At 38.4% G+C, this 17,295-nt stretch carries 16 protein-coding genes; 2 read left to right on the plus strand and 14 right to left on the minus strand.

The window, feature by feature from the left end; genetic code table 11:
* Nucleotides 1–46 precede the first annotated feature (46 nt).
* The 4 genes from ACQQ5U_RS03785 to menC all read right to left on the minus strand — a co-directional run bounded on the left by ACQQ5U_RS03785 (nt 47) and on the right by menC (nt 5,267).
* Nucleotides 47–2,122, minus strand: a complete 2,076-nt coding sequence (locus tag ACQQ5U_RS03785) for a YfbK domain-containing protein (RefSeq protein WP_437395609.1) — start codon at nt 2,120–2,122, stop codon at nt 47–49.
* Nucleotides 2,123–2,228: 106 nt separating this feature from the next.
* Entirely contained in the window at nt 2,229–3,308 is a 1,080-nt protein-coding gene (locus ACQQ5U_RS03790) for an AMP-binding protein (RefSeq protein ID WP_437395610.1), read from the minus strand.
* On the minus strand, nt 3,286–4,224 hold the full coding sequence (locus ACQQ5U_RS03795; RefSeq protein WP_437395611.1) for a CPBP family intramembrane glutamic endopeptidase: 939 nt from the start codon (nt 4,222–4,224) through the stop codon (nt 3,286–3,288). Before ACQQ5U_RS03795 ends, ACQQ5U_RS03790 begins: the two co-directional genes overlap by 23 nt.
* Nucleotides 4,215–5,267 (minus strand): o-succinylbenzoate synthase, encoded by a 1,053-nt coding sequence (menC, locus tag ACQQ5U_RS03800; protein WP_437395612.1) that lies wholly within the window; start codon nt 5,265–5,267, stop codon nt 4,215–4,217. Before menC ends, ACQQ5U_RS03795 begins: the two co-directional genes overlap by 10 nt.
* A gap of 45 nt (nt 5,268–5,312) precedes the next feature.
* Here menC and ACQQ5U_RS03805 point away from each other — a divergent pair, with 45 nt between their 5' ends.
* Complete coding sequence (locus ACQQ5U_RS03805; RefSeq protein ID WP_437395613.1) at nt 5,313–6,107, plus strand: SDR family oxidoreductase; 795 nt, start codon at nt 5,313–5,315, stop codon at nt 6,105–6,107.
* 2 nt (nt 6,108–6,109) lie between these two features.
* Here the strand turns inward: ACQQ5U_RS03805 and ACQQ5U_RS03810 are convergent, their stop codons facing one another.
* The 9 genes from ACQQ5U_RS03810 to ACQQ5U_RS03850 form a co-directional block, all read right to left on the minus strand.
* A complete protein-coding gene (locus tag ACQQ5U_RS03810; RefSeq protein ID WP_437395614.1) occupies nt 6,110–8,071 on the minus strand; it encodes a histidine kinase dimerization/phosphoacceptor domain -containing protein in 1,962 nt (653 codons plus the stop codon).
* Nucleotides 8,072–8,613: 542 nt separating this feature from the next.
* Nucleotides 8,614–9,366 carry a LytR/AlgR family response regulator transcription factor gene (locus tag ACQQ5U_RS03815; protein ID WP_437395615.1) on the minus strand — a complete coding sequence of 251 codons (753 nt, stop codon included), beginning with the start codon at nt 9,364–9,366 and terminating at the stop codon, nt 8,614–8,616.
* Nucleotides 9,367–9,398: 32 nt separating this feature from the next.
* Nucleotides 9,399–10,307 carry a 1,4-dihydroxy-2-naphthoate polyprenyltransferase gene (locus ACQQ5U_RS03820; RefSeq protein WP_437395616.1) on the minus strand — a complete coding sequence of 303 codons (909 nt, stop codon included), beginning with the start codon at nt 10,305–10,307 and terminating at the stop codon, nt 9,399–9,401.
* Between the two features lie 2 nt (nt 10,308–10,309).
* On the minus strand, nt 10,310–10,909 hold the full coding sequence (locus tag ACQQ5U_RS03825; RefSeq protein ID WP_437395617.1) for an SPOR domain-containing protein: 600 nt from the start codon (nt 10,907–10,909) through the stop codon (nt 10,310–10,312).
* A 147-nt stretch (nt 10,910–11,056) separates the two neighbouring features.
* The gene (locus ACQQ5U_RS03830) at nt 11,057–11,887 is read right to left on the minus strand and encodes a CvfB family protein (RefSeq protein WP_437395618.1); all 831 of its coding nucleotides are present in this window, start codon (nt 11,885–11,887) and stop codon (nt 11,057–11,059) included.
* Between the two features lie 82 nt (nt 11,888–11,969).
* On the minus strand, nt 11,970–12,311 hold the full coding sequence (locus ACQQ5U_RS03835; protein ID WP_437395619.1) for a DUF2853 family protein: 342 nt from the start codon (nt 12,309–12,311) through the stop codon (nt 11,970–11,972).
* Between the two features lie 38 nt (nt 12,312–12,349).
* Entirely contained in the window at nt 12,350–14,092 is a 1,743-nt protein-coding gene (gene menD, locus ACQQ5U_RS03840) for a 2-succinyl-5-enolpyruvyl-6-hydroxy-3-cyclohexene-1-carboxylic-acid synthase (protein WP_437395620.1), read from the minus strand.
* Between the two features lie 55 nt (nt 14,093–14,147).
* Nucleotides 14,148–15,209 carry a chorismate-binding protein gene (locus ACQQ5U_RS03845; RefSeq protein ID WP_437395621.1) on the minus strand — a complete coding sequence of 354 codons (1,062 nt, stop codon included), beginning with the start codon at nt 15,207–15,209 and terminating at the stop codon, nt 14,148–14,150.
* Complete coding sequence (locus tag ACQQ5U_RS03850; protein ID WP_437395622.1) at nt 15,190–15,612, minus strand: PaaI family thioesterase; 423 nt, start codon at nt 15,610–15,612, stop codon at nt 15,190–15,192. The genes ACQQ5U_RS03845 and ACQQ5U_RS03850 overlap by 20 nt, the downstream gene beginning before the upstream one ends.
* Before the next feature lie 61 nt (nt 15,613–15,673).
* On the opposite strand from ACQQ5U_RS03850, the gene ACQQ5U_RS03855 reads away from it, so the two are divergent.
* Nucleotides 15,674–16,318 (plus strand): alpha/beta hydrolase, encoded by a 645-nt coding sequence (locus ACQQ5U_RS03855; RefSeq protein ID WP_437395623.1) that lies wholly within the window; start codon nt 15,674–15,676, stop codon nt 16,316–16,318.
* Nucleotides 16,319–16,324: 6 nt separating this feature from the next.
* Here ACQQ5U_RS03855 and ACQQ5U_RS03860 read toward each other — a convergent pair whose 3' ends face one another.
* On the minus strand, nt 16,325–17,251 hold the full coding sequence (locus ACQQ5U_RS03860) for a hypothetical protein (RefSeq protein ID WP_437395624.1): 927 nt from the start codon (nt 17,249–17,251) through the stop codon (nt 16,325–16,327).
* Nucleotides 17,252–17,295: the final 44 nt, after the last annotated feature.

Raw genomic sequence — 17,295 nt, forward strand, 5'->3', positions numbered from 1 at the left:
ACAGCTTTTGACAGATATAAGAAAAAGTGCCTTAGGGCACTTTTTCTTATAAGCTATTGGAATAGGACTTGACTAGTCGTATGAACTCGGCCCGATAACCCTGTTCGTCTTTTTCCAATCCTTGTTCCGCCAACCGAATAACATCCTCTAATCCACTGTGGTTTGTAAATTGGGACTTTCTTAAATGAAGTCCGAACAACGCTACCGAAGCGGCAAAACTAAAATCAGATGAAATTTCGTCAATTGAATTTTCGACAGTTTTGGTAATCTCTGTACTTGTATCCCCATCAGGTTTCTTGTACCTGAATCTAACCGTGAACAATTCGTTTTTGCTACCCACAGTTTCAGTATTGGAATATTTTAAATCGTGTACAGGTTTTAGAAAAGGACTCTCCACTCCTACTGGAATAACTTCATACAATGCAGTTACTGTATGTCCGCTCCCCAGTTCTCCTGCGTCTTTGGTGTCATCAATAAAATCCTCATCAGCCAACATTCTATTTTCGTAGCCAATTAAACGATACCCACTTACCGCCGCAGGATTGAATTCCACCTGTATTTTCACATCTTTTGCAATGGTGTAAAGGGTACCGCCAAATTCTTGTCCAAATACCTTTTGGGCTTCTTGCATGGTATCGATATAAGCATGGTTACCATTCCCTTTGTCTGCCAATTTCTCCATTTTTGAGTCCTTGTAATTTCCCATACCAAATCCTAAAACAGATAAAAACACTCCCGACTTTCGTTTTTCTTCTATCAGGTCTACCATAGCCTTATCGCTGGATGGCCCCACATTGAAGTCACCATCCGTTGCCAAAATAACCCTGTTATTGCCATTTTTAATGAAATTTTTACTTGCCAGTTTATAGGCCAACTCAATTCCGGCTCCTCCTGCTGTAGAACCTCCCGAATACAGATTCTCCAATGCTTTGATAATTTCCATTTTTTTATTGCCCCTGGTCGGTTTTAGCACCACGCCCGCCGCTCCAGCATAAACCACTATGGAAACTTTATCTTTTTCACGCAGTTGATTAACCAATAGCTTAAAGGCAGATTTAAGCAAGGGTAATTTGTTGGCACTTCCCATGGATCCCGAAACATCTATTAAAAACGTAAGATTGGATGCTGGTAATTCTTCATTCTGATAGGTTTTGCCCTGCAGACCGATTCTCACCAATTGAGTATCCTTATTCCATGGGGTCCGAACCACTTCGGTATTGATCGAAAATGGATGTTCTGTAGGTTGTGGATAGGAGTAATTGAAATAGTTGATCATTTCTTCCACCTTCACCGCATCCACAGGTATTTGTTGACCATTGTTGATCATTCTACGAATGTTACTGTACGATGCTTTGTCCACATCTATGGAGAAAGTGGAAAGTGGGCTCAAGGATACATGTTCAAATTGGTTTTCGGTAATTTCTGTATAGTTTTCATCATTTTGGATTTGATAGTTTCCCTTTTTGGTCGTGATTACAATGCAACCATGTTTGGCAGATGACCCAAAAAGCTTTCTGGCTTTTGCACCCTTATACACATTCATTTTATCAATGCTCGATGGGTCCAGCTGGGCAATAACCGCATTGTTTTGCTTACGAATCGGGGTTCCATCCACAATAAAAAGTGGTTCTTCTCCCGCTTTGATTGATACGTTACCTCTTATTTTAATTGTATTAGCAGCTCCTACTTGTACCCCTGCCACCTTACCTTGTAATGCTTGAGAAATGGATCGGTGATAAGCTTTTTGTTTTTGACGTTTAATTTGGGTAGCTGAAGGAGCACTGGTCCTTCTTGTTTGGACACCATAACCTATCGTAACAACCTCTTGTAGCATTTGTACATCCTCTTCAAGTTGTACATTGATTGTTTTACTGAATCCAATTTTAACCTCTTTGGTTTTAAAGCCGATATAGGAGAAAACTAGTGTCTGGCCTTGATAAGCAGTTAGGCTATATTGGCCATCAAAATCGGTTTGGGTTCCTTTTGATGTTTCTTTCACCAACACGTTAGCTCCGGGTAGAGGCACATTATCTGCATCTGTAACCACTCCAGAAATGGTGTTTTGTTGAGCAGCAACCTGAAAGGAAACTGCAAAAATTACAAGTAGTATTTGATTTTTCATAATTGATATGGTTTTTAGGTTTATAGCTAACCTAGTTTCAATTATGCCTTAATAAAATCGGAAATTAGTTTAATAGTGCTTCTATTGAGGGAACGCCCCCTCTCAGTTAGTTTGAGGTAATTTGTCCCAAAGTTTTATTTCGGTCCACCTTTTGGGAAGAGGTCTCTTCAAAAGTATTTACAAAGTAAATTTTCTTGGGCACCTCGTATTTTGAAAGCGTTTCTATATTCTTGATGGATGGAAGCAGTTCTAGTGCTTCGGTGGGATCACCCTCCACGACGAGCACCAATTTCTGACCCAAAGTTTCATCCGGTAGGCCAGCCACAAAAAACCGTGACTTTATGGTGCTTGATAGTTTTTCCTCAATCGTTTCGGGAACCAATTTAATGCCTCCCGAATTGATAATGGAATCATACCTACCTAACCATTTAAATTTGGATTCACTTACAATTTCCACCAAATCATTGGTGATTATCTTCTCATCTGAAATTTTAGGTGCATCAATCACTAGACAGTCCCTCTCATCTTCTGAAATGGAAATGTGAGGTAACACCTCAAAACTGTTCGACAATTCTTCCACAATTCTTTTTACGGCAATATGGGTAATGGTTTCGGTCATGCCATAGGTTTCATAAGCATGAACCGATAGCTTGGTGAGTTCGCTACGCAAACCTGAATCTACAGGTGCCCCACCTATTATTAGTTTTTTAACCCTAGATAAATCGTTCAAAGAATTTTGAACTTGTAAGGGTACCATGGCCACAAAATCGAAGGTTTTGTCTGTATCGGCCAAAGGAGTTGATGAGGGTTCCACATCATCTAACTGTAAACCAAGAACCATGGCTCTTACCAACATCATTTTGCCAGCAATGCCTGTACATGGAAGACATAAAAGTGCTTTTTGTTCGGGTTGTAAATCAAAATACGCTCCCGTAGCCAATGCTGAATTGACCATATGTTCTTTTTTGAGCACAATGGTTTTGGGGGTGCCCGTAGAGCCCGATGTTTGAACTTTAATTGTAGTTTGCTCTGAAACCCAATCCTGTAAAAAAGCGCCAATGGTTTTCAGATACGGTTTTCCTGATTTTAGCAAGCCCTCCCCTAATTCAAAAAGGCTTTCATTGCTATGCTGAGCACCATTTAGCCTAAAATCGGGATGAATGTTATGCCAGGTCGGATTCCTCATCGGTCAATGCTACAAATTCTTCTTTGGTCAACACTTTTCCAAAAAGTCGATTCTTCCAGTTTTTCCAGCCATATTTTTTTGAGAAGGCAAATAATAAGATAGGATAAACCACAAATACAGGAATCAGTACATCCCAGCCCAATACGGGTTGCGATATGTCTTTATATATTGAATCCGTTTGAAATGCCGTCCAATCCGAAGTGACGAGCAAAGCCGTGATCAAATTATTGGCTGCATGGAATCCCAATGCTAATTCCAATCCTTCATCCATCAAAGTCAAAATTCCAAGAAAGAATCCTGTACCAATATAATAGATCATGATGCCAAAGCCCAGTTTTTCAACTTCAGGGTTCGCAGCATGCATCAAACCAAACAAAATGGAAGTGAATACCAAGGGAACCCATCTATTTTTGGCCATAAGTCCAATTCCCTGCATCATATGACCCCTGAACAAATATTCTTCGAAACTGGTCTGGAGTGGAATCAATAATATGGCGATTACGGCCAACGGGATAAATTTTACGAGATTAAAATTGAGTTCATATTTCTCCGGTGAAAAGTAGATATCTATACCTGTGAGAAAAATGGTGACGCCCCCCCACAGTACAAAGGAGTATATAATCCGTTTCCAGTCGATTTTTTTTCGTGAGGTGGTCAAAGAGGTAATGGATTGCTGATGGACCAACAATGTCCAGCCCAAAACCACAAAAAAACCAACCACCAAAGGTGCCAATAGCATAATCAACACCAAGTTGGTTCCAAACTGGTCAATGATTCTTTGTGTGAGTTCGTCAACGCTTACTGCAGAGTTTATGGTCACGATATAATTCCAGATCATAAAACCAATAAAGCCTACTGGTAGTACCAAATACTTCCAGAGACCTTCGTTTCCCTTATATCCTTGTTCTATGTACATATTTCTTGTATTACATCCATATCCCAGACATTTGACTGTCTGTAGAAAAGTTTACCCTCGGTCACTTCCAAAGGACTTTCTATATTATTGGTAAAGAGGCTTCCCGTTCCCAAACCTTGAGGCATTGTTGGGTTCAAAGCATACGTGAACTGTGCTATTGCATTTAATCCAATATTACTCTCCAAGGCACTGGTAATCCACCATCCAATGTTTTGTTTTTGGGCCAGTGTTATCCATTCTTGACTACCCTTTATACCACCAATCAAACTTGGCTTCAATATTATATATTGAGGTTGAATTGTTTGTAGCAATTTCGTCTTTTCCGTTACATCGAAGATGCCGATTAATTCCTCATCCAAGGCAATGGGCAATGGTGTTTTTTCGCAAAGTTCCGCCATCTCTTCCCATTTACCGGCTTTTATGGGTTGCTCAATAGAGTGCATTTTAAATACAGATAATCTTTCCAGTTTTCCCATAGCCTCTTCTGGCGAAAAGGCTCCGTTTGCATCAACACGAAGTTCTATTTCCTCTGGTGAAAAATTATCCCGAATCGCTTTAAGAATGGAGGTTTCTTTTTCAAAATCAATAGCTCCGATCTTCATTTTAATGCACCTAAAACCATCTTTCAGCTTTTGCTCCAATTGTTTGAGCATATAAGCCTCGTTTCCCATCCAAATAAGTCCGTTTATGGGTATAGGTGATTCCTTTTGGGTAAAATCCGAAGAGAAAAGCTCAAACGGATCTTTGGATTGTAACGACAAAAATGCTTGCTCTATACCAAATTGAATGGATGGGTACTCCCGTAATTGATGTAAGAGTTCCTCTTTATTCAGATTTATATTGGCACAGGTCCAAGCCAATTGTTGTTCGTAATCTGGCACATCGTCCACACTCAATCCCCGTAAAATTCCACACTCCCCTATTCCAAATTCTCCACCATCTTTGAGGATGATGTACCAAGTTTCTTTTTGGGTCATTATTCCACGCGAGGTACCACTGGGGACTTTAAAATATAGGGTATACTTTTTATAGCTTGCTTTCATGAAGTAAACCAAATTTAAGTATATTTTAAATCTAAAACAGTACTTATGGGAAGTATCCAAGGAAAAACCATTTGGGTCACGGGCGCATCTTCGGGAATAGGTAAAAGTTTGGTCATGGCACTAAGTTCCTATTCCTGTAATTTGATTATTTCATCAAGACGGAAAGATGAGCTTATAAAAGTAAAAGAGTTGTGCGAAAGCCCTGAGAATATTTCCATTCTACCCTTAGACCTCAAAAACCATGAAGAGATGGAAAATCTAGCTCAAAAAGCCATTTCCTTTTATAGTAAGGTGGATATTTTGGTGAACAATGCCGGGATTAGTCAACGTTCCTTGATCAAGGACACCAAATTGGAAGTGTATGAACACCTCATGGATATCAATTACTTGGGTACCGTGGCACTTTCCAAAGCTATTTTACCACATTTTATTGCCAATAAAACAGGACATTATGTGACAGTTACAAGCCTGATGGGCAAGTTTGGTTCGCCCTACCGTTCTGGCTATTGCGGGGCCAAACATGCACTACATGGTTTTTTTGATGTGATGCGGATGGAGCATGAAAAAGATGGTATAAAGGTTACGATGGTTTGCCCCGGCTTTGTACAGACCAATGTAGCTAAAAATGCCTTGACTGCGGATGGTTCTCCCCAAAAAGATGATGATGTGGCCACACAAAACGGAATTACTCCGGAATTGGCAGCAACAAAAATAATTTCTGCCATTGAAAAAGACAAGTTTGAGATATATGTGGGGGGCAAAGAATTGAAGGGAGTTTACATAAAAAGATTTTTTCCTAAACTACTGCACAAAATAATTTTAAAAAGCCAAGTAAGGTAATATCAATTAAAGTTGAACCAGAAACGAACTCCTTCCACTTGCCTATCTACATTTAATTTGGATTGTAGTTGATTCACCAATCGGTTGATAAGGCGAATACCCATGGAGGAATGAGCTCGTTCATCAGTATCTTCTGGCAGACCTATACCATTGTCGGTATACTCAAAATAGCCTTGATCACCATTTTTACGAAGATGAATATAGATTTTGCCATTCTCATCATTTTCTGGGAAAGCATATTTAAACGAATTTGATACGAGTTCGTTCAAAATCAAACCAAACGGAATGGCACGGTCAATATCCAGTTCGGTGCCCTCTGCATCAATGGTAATGCTAATATTGTGACCTCCCTTTTTGTAAACGGATTGTACACTATTGATTAAACTTTCGATATATCCTTGCATTTCTATTACCGAAAGATCATCATTTTGATATAACTTTTGGTGAATCAAAGCCATTGCTTTTACCCTACTTTTCCCTTCTTCCAGTGCCTCTATGGCGGCTTTACTTCGGGTATTCTTTGTTTGTAGGCTCAATAAACTGGATACCATCTGGAGATTGTTCTTTACCCTATGATGTATTTCTTTCAAGAGAGAATCCTTTTCTACAAGAGAATTTTCTATGATATGTTTTTGTTCTTCGATCAAACGTTGGTTCTTGATACTTTTTAAATAGGCATAAACCAACCCGGCAAAACCTAAAAGTGTAAATATCAAAGAAATGAACACTAAATTAATTCGTTCATCTTTGGCTTTCATTTCACTACGAGCCAATTCATTTATTCTTTTTTGCTCATCAATCAACCGTTGGGAGTTCTCTAAATCCTCATTGGCAACAATGGTCACCAATTGTTGTTTTATAAGTGCCGACTGTTTCTTCGCCAATGAATCCTTAATTCTTTCATTGCGTTTGTAGTAAATAGAAGCGTTCTTGTAATTCTCCGCTTTATCATAAAAAGCAGCTAGCAGACTATTCTTTTTAATAGTCTGTAATACGGTAATTTTATCAAACTCTTTGTCCAAGTGTTTTTTCGCCTCGGTAAAACGATCCATTTGAAGATTGGCCTCCCCCAAGTAAAGAGTATTTTCCACCACTTCGCTTTGATCGTTGTTTTTTGGTGATTTTTTTAAGGTTTCAATGCTAGTTTCCAAAAGGGGAATCGCCTCTTCATACTCACCAAGCATTACATGACATTTGGCTATGTTTCCTTCTATTTCAGCCTTCAGTAAGCTACTTTCAAATAAATCAGATTCACTTTTTTGAGTAGATATATCGTTAAAATAAACATCTAAATAAGCTTTTGCTTTCTTTAATTCGCTCAAAGCTGTTGGTGCCGAATTATCCAATCTCAAATAGTTACCGACTTTACTATGATATTTGGCCAAACCATATGAATCGTTGTCCGCAATGGTTGGCTTCACCTCCATGATATATTGATTCCGGGCTTTTCTGTACAACCCAAGATTACTGTAGATATCATAAAAAGATACATTATTGGTCAGGCCCAGTTCGCGCTTTTGTTTTCTTATTTCAATCTGTTTGTCGAATAGCTGGAGATTTGCATAGTTATCGTCCAGTACATCAAGAACAATTTTTTGGGAGTCAACATCGAGAGAATCCTTAACTTCATAAAGCTCTTTGGCCAGAACGGTACTTTTGTCATATTCACCCAAATCGTTATACACTTGGGCCTCCATCACCTTATAAAGCCTGGTAGCTACGGTATCTTCTACTTTTTGAGCATTGGATAAGTAAATTTTGATGGTATCCAACCAGTCGTATGCGGAGTTTACATTATATCTGTCCAATGAATTGAAAAAGACATCGAACCGTTGAGAAGGTTGATTTGTATCCTGAAATTCCTTTAATGTACTTTCTTCATCGTTGGCAATGTTTTGCGCCGAAGAAGTAAAGAGAAAAACAAAATATACCGAGGTAAATAAAAATCTTACGTAACGTCCCATTAATTAAATTGATACAGCGACAAAGGATTGTTCCTTAAGCCTTAGTATTATTATCGTGCCCTTTTTTCCTTTATTGCCCCGATGACCAATTCAATTCTAAAAATGGAAAAACGACTGAATTTTAAAGTATGGGGTATATAAAGAACGTTAGTCTTGTCACAAAATTAAATCCAATAGGAAAGAGTTGACCACTATTGTTGTGAAAGTGCTGTTTTCTGTTGTGAAAAGATAAAGTTTGTATGTCAAGTGTCACTTTATCGATGTTTTGTGCTTTTCATGGAATAATTCCTTTCGCACAAATGGTATAAAATTGAAAAAGGCCCCGCTTTTTACAAACAAGACCCTTTTACGAGAACACTATATGAAAATGAAAAAATTACTTTCTGAATTATTAACACTGCTAAAGTATGGGCATTTGATTAACGAATAAAAATATTGTTGTGAATCCCATAAAAGTTGTTGTCATTTCCTTTTATACGTGTTGTGGCAAAAAAAAGTGCCCTAATTGGGCACTTTTAAAATTGTATTTATTTCTATAAACATTAGCTGTTCATAGAGGATAGTATAAATTCTTTAAAGTCCTTGGAAATAGGAATCAGGTTATTGTTTATCATAATATCCTTGGAATTGATAGCATCAATATGATCCACATTAACAATGTAAGATTTGTGGGCCCTGTAGAATTTGTTCTTAGGTAACTTTTCCAGATAGTCCTTGAGAGGGGAACGCACCAAAAACTTTTTATCTACCGTATTCACTTCCAAATAAACATTATCGGCTTTAATGAATTGAATATCTGTAAACTGAATCCGATAGTACAGATGTTGTTTCTTCACAAAAATGGAATCCTTTAAAACGGAATTGGATGTTATTTCGTCGGCTGCTTCATTCTCTATCTTATCAACTCCCTTTTTGGCATAGTTAAAATTGGAGAGTGCAATTTCTATTGATGTGTAGAGATCTTGCTGCTCAAAAGGTTTTACCAAATAACCATCTGGTTTTACTGTTTTGGCATTTTCAACCGTTGCGCGGTCCGAGTTTGATGTTACGAATATGAAGGGAATATTATAGGTTTCACGGATATGCTTGCCAAGGTCGATACCTGTCTTGTCGGAAGCCAATATAATATCGATCAGAACCAAATCAACGTGATTGTTTTTCAATACATCCACCGCTTGTTCGTATACTATGACATTGTCCACAATTTCATAGCCGATTTCCTCAAGCATGGATTGCATGTCATCTGCAATAATGACATTATCCTCTACGATTAAAATTTTTATCGGATGTTCCAAGTTCCTTTAAGTTTATTTGGTTGTAATCAAATTTACAAAAAAATATTGACTGAAATAAAGAATAAAATAGCCAGTAAAAAGGTGCTTAGCGCTACTTTCTTAAGTTCTGCATCCAATTGCCCAGGGTTATTGGTCCTCATCACTTTCTGTAAATGAATCAATAACGGCACAAATGCCAACATAAAGAATGAATTTTTCCAACCCAAGTTTTCTGTCCAAACAAACAATGAAAAACAAATTAAGGCTCCAAAAATCAAAAAGAAATGATAGCGTTTTCCATTGTGGAAACCCATTTTTACTACCATGGTAACCTTACCGTGCTTTTTATCAGAAACCACATCCCGCAAATTATTCAGGTTAAGTACGGCCACACATAAAAATCCAATGGACAAAGCAGGTAAAATTGAAGCCCAATCCAATGATTTGGTGTATAGGAACATACTGCCCAATACGCCCAACAATCCAAAGAAGAGAAACACAAAAAGGTCGCCCATGCCTCTATATCCGTATGCATTGGAACCTACGGTATATTTTATCGCGGCCCATATACTTAATACGCCGAGCACAAAGAAAACGAGTATGTAAACAAAGTTTTCCGTGCCAAAGGCCCAATAAATAAGTGTCAATGCAATCAACATGCTGATGATTACGGAAACAATGATTCCATTTTTTAACGATTCTTTGGTGATAGAACCACTTTGTATGGCACGTGCCGGACCAATTCTATCTTCATTATCAGTTCCCTTAACCCCATCGCCATAATCATTGGCAAAATTGGAGGTAACCTGAAAACCAACAGTGGTCAATAGGGCCAAAACAAATATCGGCAGGCTAAAATGGCCATTCAATACGGCCAAAGCAGTGCCTACAATAATTCCCGATAAAGAAAGAGGGAGTGTGCGCAGTCTAGCAGCTTGTATCCAAGCCTTTGTGTTTCCCAAGATTAATAAGGATCTTCTATTTTAACTCTTTGACCATCCTTATAAGAAGCTACGAATGCATCTTGGAATCCCATTTGGACCAATTGTTTTCTAAATTTTTGTGCTTCTTCCAAGGTTTCAAAATTACCTAGGGAATAAGCATAAAAAGGATTGGTCTTTACAAAAAGAGTGTTGGTCAACGCCTCGGAGGCCAAGGTCACGTTATTTTCAACAAAAGATTTTACTTGAACAGAATAGATTTTCTCCTTGTTCAAAAACTCTTTTGCCAAGTAAAACTCTTTCACCAAACTAAGTTCCTCATTTTGGGATTTCAGATTATCTATCCTTGCCTTAATAACATCCAAACTATCGATAGACACCAAAAGATTGCCCTGGTTCTCAAAAGATTGCTTGCTGCTGAGACCCGCGGTAAAAGAGGTAATGGCCAGTGTTCCAATAACAAATAGTCCCACAAAGCCCAAAAGAATATTTCGTTGGAGTTTTATTTTCCGCAGATCTTTGTTCTTGAACTTTATCTGATCGAGGAGTCTTTCGTTAATTATTTGGGCCTTATCTACATCCTTATGAAGGTCCAACAAATCGCTTTCTTCAATAAAAGGCATATGGTGAAAGGGTTTGAATTATATGCTATGCTAAAAACATAACAACCAATAAGTTAATCTGAATCAATACAAAAATAGAATTTTTGCAGAAAGAAAAAAACTTTACCGCCCTAAAGCTTGAAAGAATCTGGTCCGAACGCGTTTATATCAAAGTAAATGGATTCCATCATCCTGGATATTGATCTTGCGCTGACGATATAAAATTCCAACCCCTTTTTTAAAAGCCTTTTTACTCAGGTGTAGCATTTTTTTAATTTCTTCTGGCGAAGATTTATCGTGAAGAGGCAGAAATCCATTATTTTCTTGGAGTTTGTCCAAAATCATTTTTGCCGTAGGTTCCAACATCTTGGCCCCAATGGGTTGAGGAGAGACATCTATTTTATTATCCTCTCTTATATTTTTAATGTACCCTTGCAAACGGTCTCCAACAGAAATGGGTTTAAAAATATCACTGTCAAAAATGAGCCCTTTATGGCGGTCATCAACAATAACCTCCCAACCCAATGGGGTCTTGCGATGGACCAAAAGATCAACTTGATCATTCTGTTCGTATACCACATTGTCGTTGGAAAGGAACTTATCTACCCTACTAGAACCGGTTAAACGCATACTTTCTTCATCCATATAGCAATGAACAATGTATTTATTTCCATCTTCCATTCTTTCAGACTGTTCCCTAAAGGGAACAAGCAAGTGTTTCTCCAAGCCCCAATCCAAAAAGGCTCCATAAGCACCGACTTCAACTACTTCCAAATACGCAAAACCATTACGGATTATCTTGGGCTTTAAGGTGGTAGAAATAGGACGTTCGGCATTGTCGAGATAACAAAACACTTTCATGTCTTGATCTATTTCAAAGTCTTCGGGCACATATTTGTTCGGCAAAAGTATTTCCGTGCCCTCGTCGTCTCCCAAGAAAAGTCCTATACTGGTGCTTCTTAGCACCTTAAGGGTATTATAGTTTCCCAATTCTATCATTTGGTAAAGGTAGCTGTAAATTATGGGTATAAAAAAAGCTGCCCCCTAAATCAAGAGCAGCTTCTTTAACTTGATTATAATCTTAATTGTAAACAGATTCTTTTCCAAAATGCTTGGCCAACATATAATAAATGACCGCACGGTGTTTATTCTTTTCAGACTTTCCATAGGCATCAATAATACTATCAATGGACTCCATTAAAGCCGGCGTGTCGGTCAGGCCTAATTTTTTGATCAAGAAATTGTTTTTTACCGTTTCCAATTCCTTGTCATCGGAACCGGAAACTTTTGAGGCATCCAAATTATATATGGCGGGTCCCAAGCCTATGGCTACTTTCGTCAACAAATCCATATCTGGTGTTTGTCCAAATTTGCTTTTGATATCCTCCGCGTACTTTTCGATTAGTTCGTCTCTTTTGCTCATAATTTGTTGGTGTTCTATTTTGATTTATAGCTAAAGTTCTAAGATATGAAATCGAAGTACCCAAGCAAAATTTTATTGTTCAAAACCCGTGGTGTGGCGACTTCCAGGATTTTAGGTTTCGTCGATTTCACATAAAATCCTTGGAGAGATTCTTCCAGTTCAGCTTCATTTTTGGCACGGATATGTTCAAAACCGTACATGTTGGCCAAGTGTTTAGCAGACAATTCGTGACTGGTCTCAAAAAAGGTCTCAAACTCTTTTGTATCCTCCTTGCCAGGTAAAATTCTAAAAATCCCGCCACCAGAATTGTTTATGAGGATGACCCTGAAATCCGGACGTATATAATTGTTCCACAACGCATTGCTATCATAAAAAAAACTGAGGTCGCCCGTAAGAAGCAGCGTTGGTTCTTTGCTATGAATTGAACTCCCCACTGCTGTAGATGTGGAGCCATCAATACCGCTTGTGCCCCTATTACAGAACACTTTTAGCGATTTATCCATAGCGAACAGTTGTGCATATCTTACCGTAGAACTATTGGCTAAATGTACCTGATACCCTTTGGGTATTTTTTTGATGATTTGATCAAAAGCAGCAAAATCGGAAAATGGAATTTCCTTGAGATAGGCATCCCGTTTTGCCTCGTAGTTGTTCTTTTTCCTTTCCCAAAACACCTTAAAATCACTTGAAGGTGCAATCTCTTCAGAAACTACTTTATTAAAAAATTGATTGGGATCGGTTTCTACATGCCTTGTTAAGCAATAAAAAGTATCGTTCGCTTTTTTGGTGTCTATATGCCAATGCTGTTTGGGTCGGTATTCACGTAAAAAGGCCTTGATTTTTTTGGAAACAATCAATCCGCCAAAAGTTACCAATAGTTCGGGTTGTAATTTTCGAAACAGCTCATCGCTATTCTCGGATTTTTCAATGGGGGCAATAATACTATCTATGCTCTCAAAAAATTCCGGATGGTGCAAATTGGAAGTGGTCTCGGTAAACAGCAAAGTATTAGGATCTTTCGCCAATTTTTCCAACACTTTCACCTCTATAGCATTCGGCTGATTGACCCCCACCAAAACCATTTTCCGCGGGCTGTTGTTCCAAACATTGGCTAATTCTTCCCAATTCTCCTCACTTGATGGATCCTCTTCCGAGCTTTTTTCGAAATCCTTAATCTGTACCGAAGGCTCCTCTACCCTACCGTACAAAGGTTCTTCAAACGGAATATTGATATGAACAGGATACTTTTCATCAAAAGCTACTGTAAGCGCCCTTGAAATCTCTTTCTCATTATAAGATTGTATTCTCTCTTGACTTTCATCCAATAGCCATGCACCAAATTTTGAGATAGTATTTGTTGCGTGAGAAACATCTTGTCTCAAATTGGCGGAATATCCAATATGTTTTTCCAATACATTTTCTTGTCGAATAGTTTGCCCATCACCAATATCAATTCGGTAGCTAGGTCTATCGGCCGAAACCACAATCAAGGGAATATCACTATAAAAAGCTTCGGCAACGGCTGGATAAAAATTCAGCATAGCACTGCCCGATGAACAAATTACAGCTACGGGCTCCTGTATATGCTGCGCCATGCCCATGGCAAAAAAAGCGGCACACCGCTCATCTACAATGCTGTAACAACTAAAGAAGGTGTTTTTGGTAAAACTGATGGTCAGAGGGGCATTTCTAGACCCTGGTGAGATAACTATATTTTTAACTCCCCTTGATTTAAAATATAGAACCAAGGTTTGTGCGGAGGGTATGTCTGAGTATGTCATTAACTACAAAAATACATCATCTGAATGTTAAAACGGCACTACGCGAAACATCAATTTACAGGATGCCCAACATGGTTTTGCTTTTATTTTGGGTTTCAATCCATTCGCTGTCAGGGTCGGATGCCTCGGTGATTCCACCTCCAACAAAAACGGAGGCTTTGTTTTCCTTTAGTTCCATGCAACGAAGATTTACAAATAGAGACGTTTCACTTTGTGAGCCTAAGTTCAATTCCCCAAGGAACCCAGTATAGAATGTTCTTTTATAATTCTCGTTTGCCTGAATAAACTGTTGAGCCTCTCCCGTGGGTATTCCGCAAACTGCTGGAGTTGGGTGCAATGCCCGTATCACTTCTTTCACTTTAAGGTTGGGCAGCATGGTTCCGCGTACCTCCGAACGCAAATGCCAAAGGTTGCCTGCTCTTACCGATTCTGCTTCATCTATTTCCAAACGTTCAACGGTATGCGCCAATTTATCTCCAATATACTCAGACACCATTTGTTGTTCTTCAATTTCCTTGCTGCCCCATTTTGGGGTTTCTTTTTCAACATATGGTAAGGTAGCTGCCAAGGACATGGTCTGCAATTTTTTACCCTTTACTTTTACTAGGGTTTCTGGCGTTGCGCCGCACCACGTACCAACTTTAGGGTGATGAAACAGGTACCCAAATGCATTTGGGTACTTGTTGAGCAGTGTTTTAAATATTTTAATAGGTGATTTTTTGATTGGCACTTCTATTTTTCTAGAGAGCACCACTTTTTGAAGCCTTCCCTTCTTTATCTCCTCAATTCCACTTTTGACCAAATTGACATGGGCTTCCTTACCTGTTTCATCCATAGAAATCTCATTTGTAGGTTGAGATTTTTCAAAATGAAATTCGCTTTGCCAAACCTCATCGGGTTGAATCAGTAAAACTTTGTCCTTTGAATAGAAAGGAGCAAAAACAAAACCCTTTTCCGTGAAATCCCTAGAGGTATGAAGTGCATTATTAGTTTGAAATACCCCAAAAACTTCCTTTCCGTTTGGCTTTCGGTAAATGGCAAAAGGCAGTCCTTTTTTCAGGTAGCCTTCCACTCTATCCAATATTTCCTGAAGCTCTTTATTTTCTGGGTAGCGCAATGGTAGTTAGTTTACAATTGGAAATTAAGTTACCCTCTTTGTCGGTAATTTTTATCTCCCAAAGTTGGGTTGTTCGTCCTTTATGTAAAATGGATGCCCTGGCATACACAAAGCCCTCTTTAATAGACTTTACATGGTTGGCCGCAATCTCAATTCCTCGTACAAAAAATTCCTTCCCGTCTAAAAAAATATAAGATGCCGCGCTCCCCACACTTTCAGCCAACGCCACCGAAGCTCCTCCGTGGAGCACTCCATCAGGCTGGTGCACCTTTGGTGTAACCGGCATTTGGGCCAAGAGAAAGTTTTCACCAACATCAATATAGGTGATGTCCAACGTCTCCATCAGTGTTCCCTTGCTTATTTGATTGCAAACGGATAGAATCTTCTCTTTGTGTTCGTTCATCCTTGTATTTTTTGTAAAATTACACAAAGCTTTGGCAATATCTAATCAAGTTACCTCAATCATGTCGAATTCAGAGAAGACCGTAACCTACACCACAGAGAATACTTATTTGACACAGAATGAATTAACCCCTAAAACCAAAAATGTATGGTTGGTTTTTCATGGAATTGGCTATTTGAGCCGCTATTTTGTGAAGTATTTTAATGGACTCGATGTTAACGAAAACTACATCATAGTACCTCAGGCACCATCCAAATATTATTTAAAAAACGAGTTCAAATATGTTGGGGCAAGCTGGCTGACCAAGGAAAATACAGCTGCTGAGGTTAAGAACGTGCTCAACTACATTGATGCTGTTCTAGAGGCGGAAAATCTTCCTGATAATATTAACCTTATCCTTTTTGGGTTTTCTCAAGGTGTTTCGGTGGCAACCCGATGGTTGGCCCGTAAAAAAGCGAATTGTAAACTGGTTGTACTTTACGCAGGTGGGATTCCCAATGAATTGACTGCTGCTGACTTTGAATTTTTGAACTACGCTTCCACCGAAATAAAAATTATTTACGGCGATCAAGATGAATACCTGACTCCAGACCGCTTAAAAGGTGAAAAAATCAAAATTGACAAATTATTTAAAGGTAAAGCTGAAACCATCACTTTTAAGGGTGGTCATGAGGTAAAGACACAACTAATTCGGGATTTGTTGTAGTGTGTTCTAATTGGTTGTCTCCTCCTTGGGCGTTTCTTCCTCGTAATATTCGATTGTTCTTGTGATATAAGTATTATCTGGTGTAATTATCTGCTTTACCCAGTTACTAGGTTCATGGCTATCAAATTGAAATATAAATTTATCCGATGATTCCGTATTTACCGTTTTCTTGACGACTTTGCTCAATACACCATCGGTATAGTGATAGAAACGTTTTTTTTGTGACACAAATTCTTTCTCAGCCACATCATATAAGAAATCTTCACTTGTAACCAATTTACCTGCACTATTAAAGACTTCTTCGTTAGCTGTATTAGGTTCGCCATCAATATATTCCTTGGTCAAAATAACCTCTTGGGTACCGTTGGGCCCCTTTTTGGTGGAAGTCCTAACCGCTTTTTGCAAAATTCCGTTCGTAAAGGTGCTTACAGTAAGCTCGTTTTTTAACTGAGAATATTCCAAAGTAGTTTCGTCCACTCCTTCTCCATTGGATGAAATAATCCGAACCAACTTGCCATCTTCATCATAATAATATTGTTCTTGCTCCAAAAATTGTTTGTCGTAAGAGATTATCTTTTCAATTACTTTTCTATTTGGAACCGTATCTAATTCATAAAAATTGGCCATGGAAGTAGATTCATCCAGAATATTGTTTTTATAACTTTCCATACGTTTCTCCACCAATTCACCATTGTCATATTTATAATATGTAATGTCTTGGTCGGTGTCGTTGTATTGGGTAACCGTCCTGGTCAATATTCCATCCTTATTGAACTCAAATAATTCCTTCCCATAGTCGGTAGTTACTAGACATGATTTAACATGTCCATTTAGGTCAAAATCTTCTACGGTGAAAATTTGTACTTCTTGGGACCAAATTCCAATAATCTGGAAGAATGAAAAAAGTAATGGTATGGTGTAGTGTTTTTTCATGTTGTAAAATTAGTCGTTAATAACTCAACTGAAAAATCTAAAAA

Origin of the sequence: Flagellimonas lutimaris (assembly GCF_051494225.1) — a bacterium.
GTDB lineage: Bacteria > Bacteroidota > Bacteroidia > Flavobacteriales > Flavobacteriaceae > Flagellimonas > Flagellimonas lutimaris_A.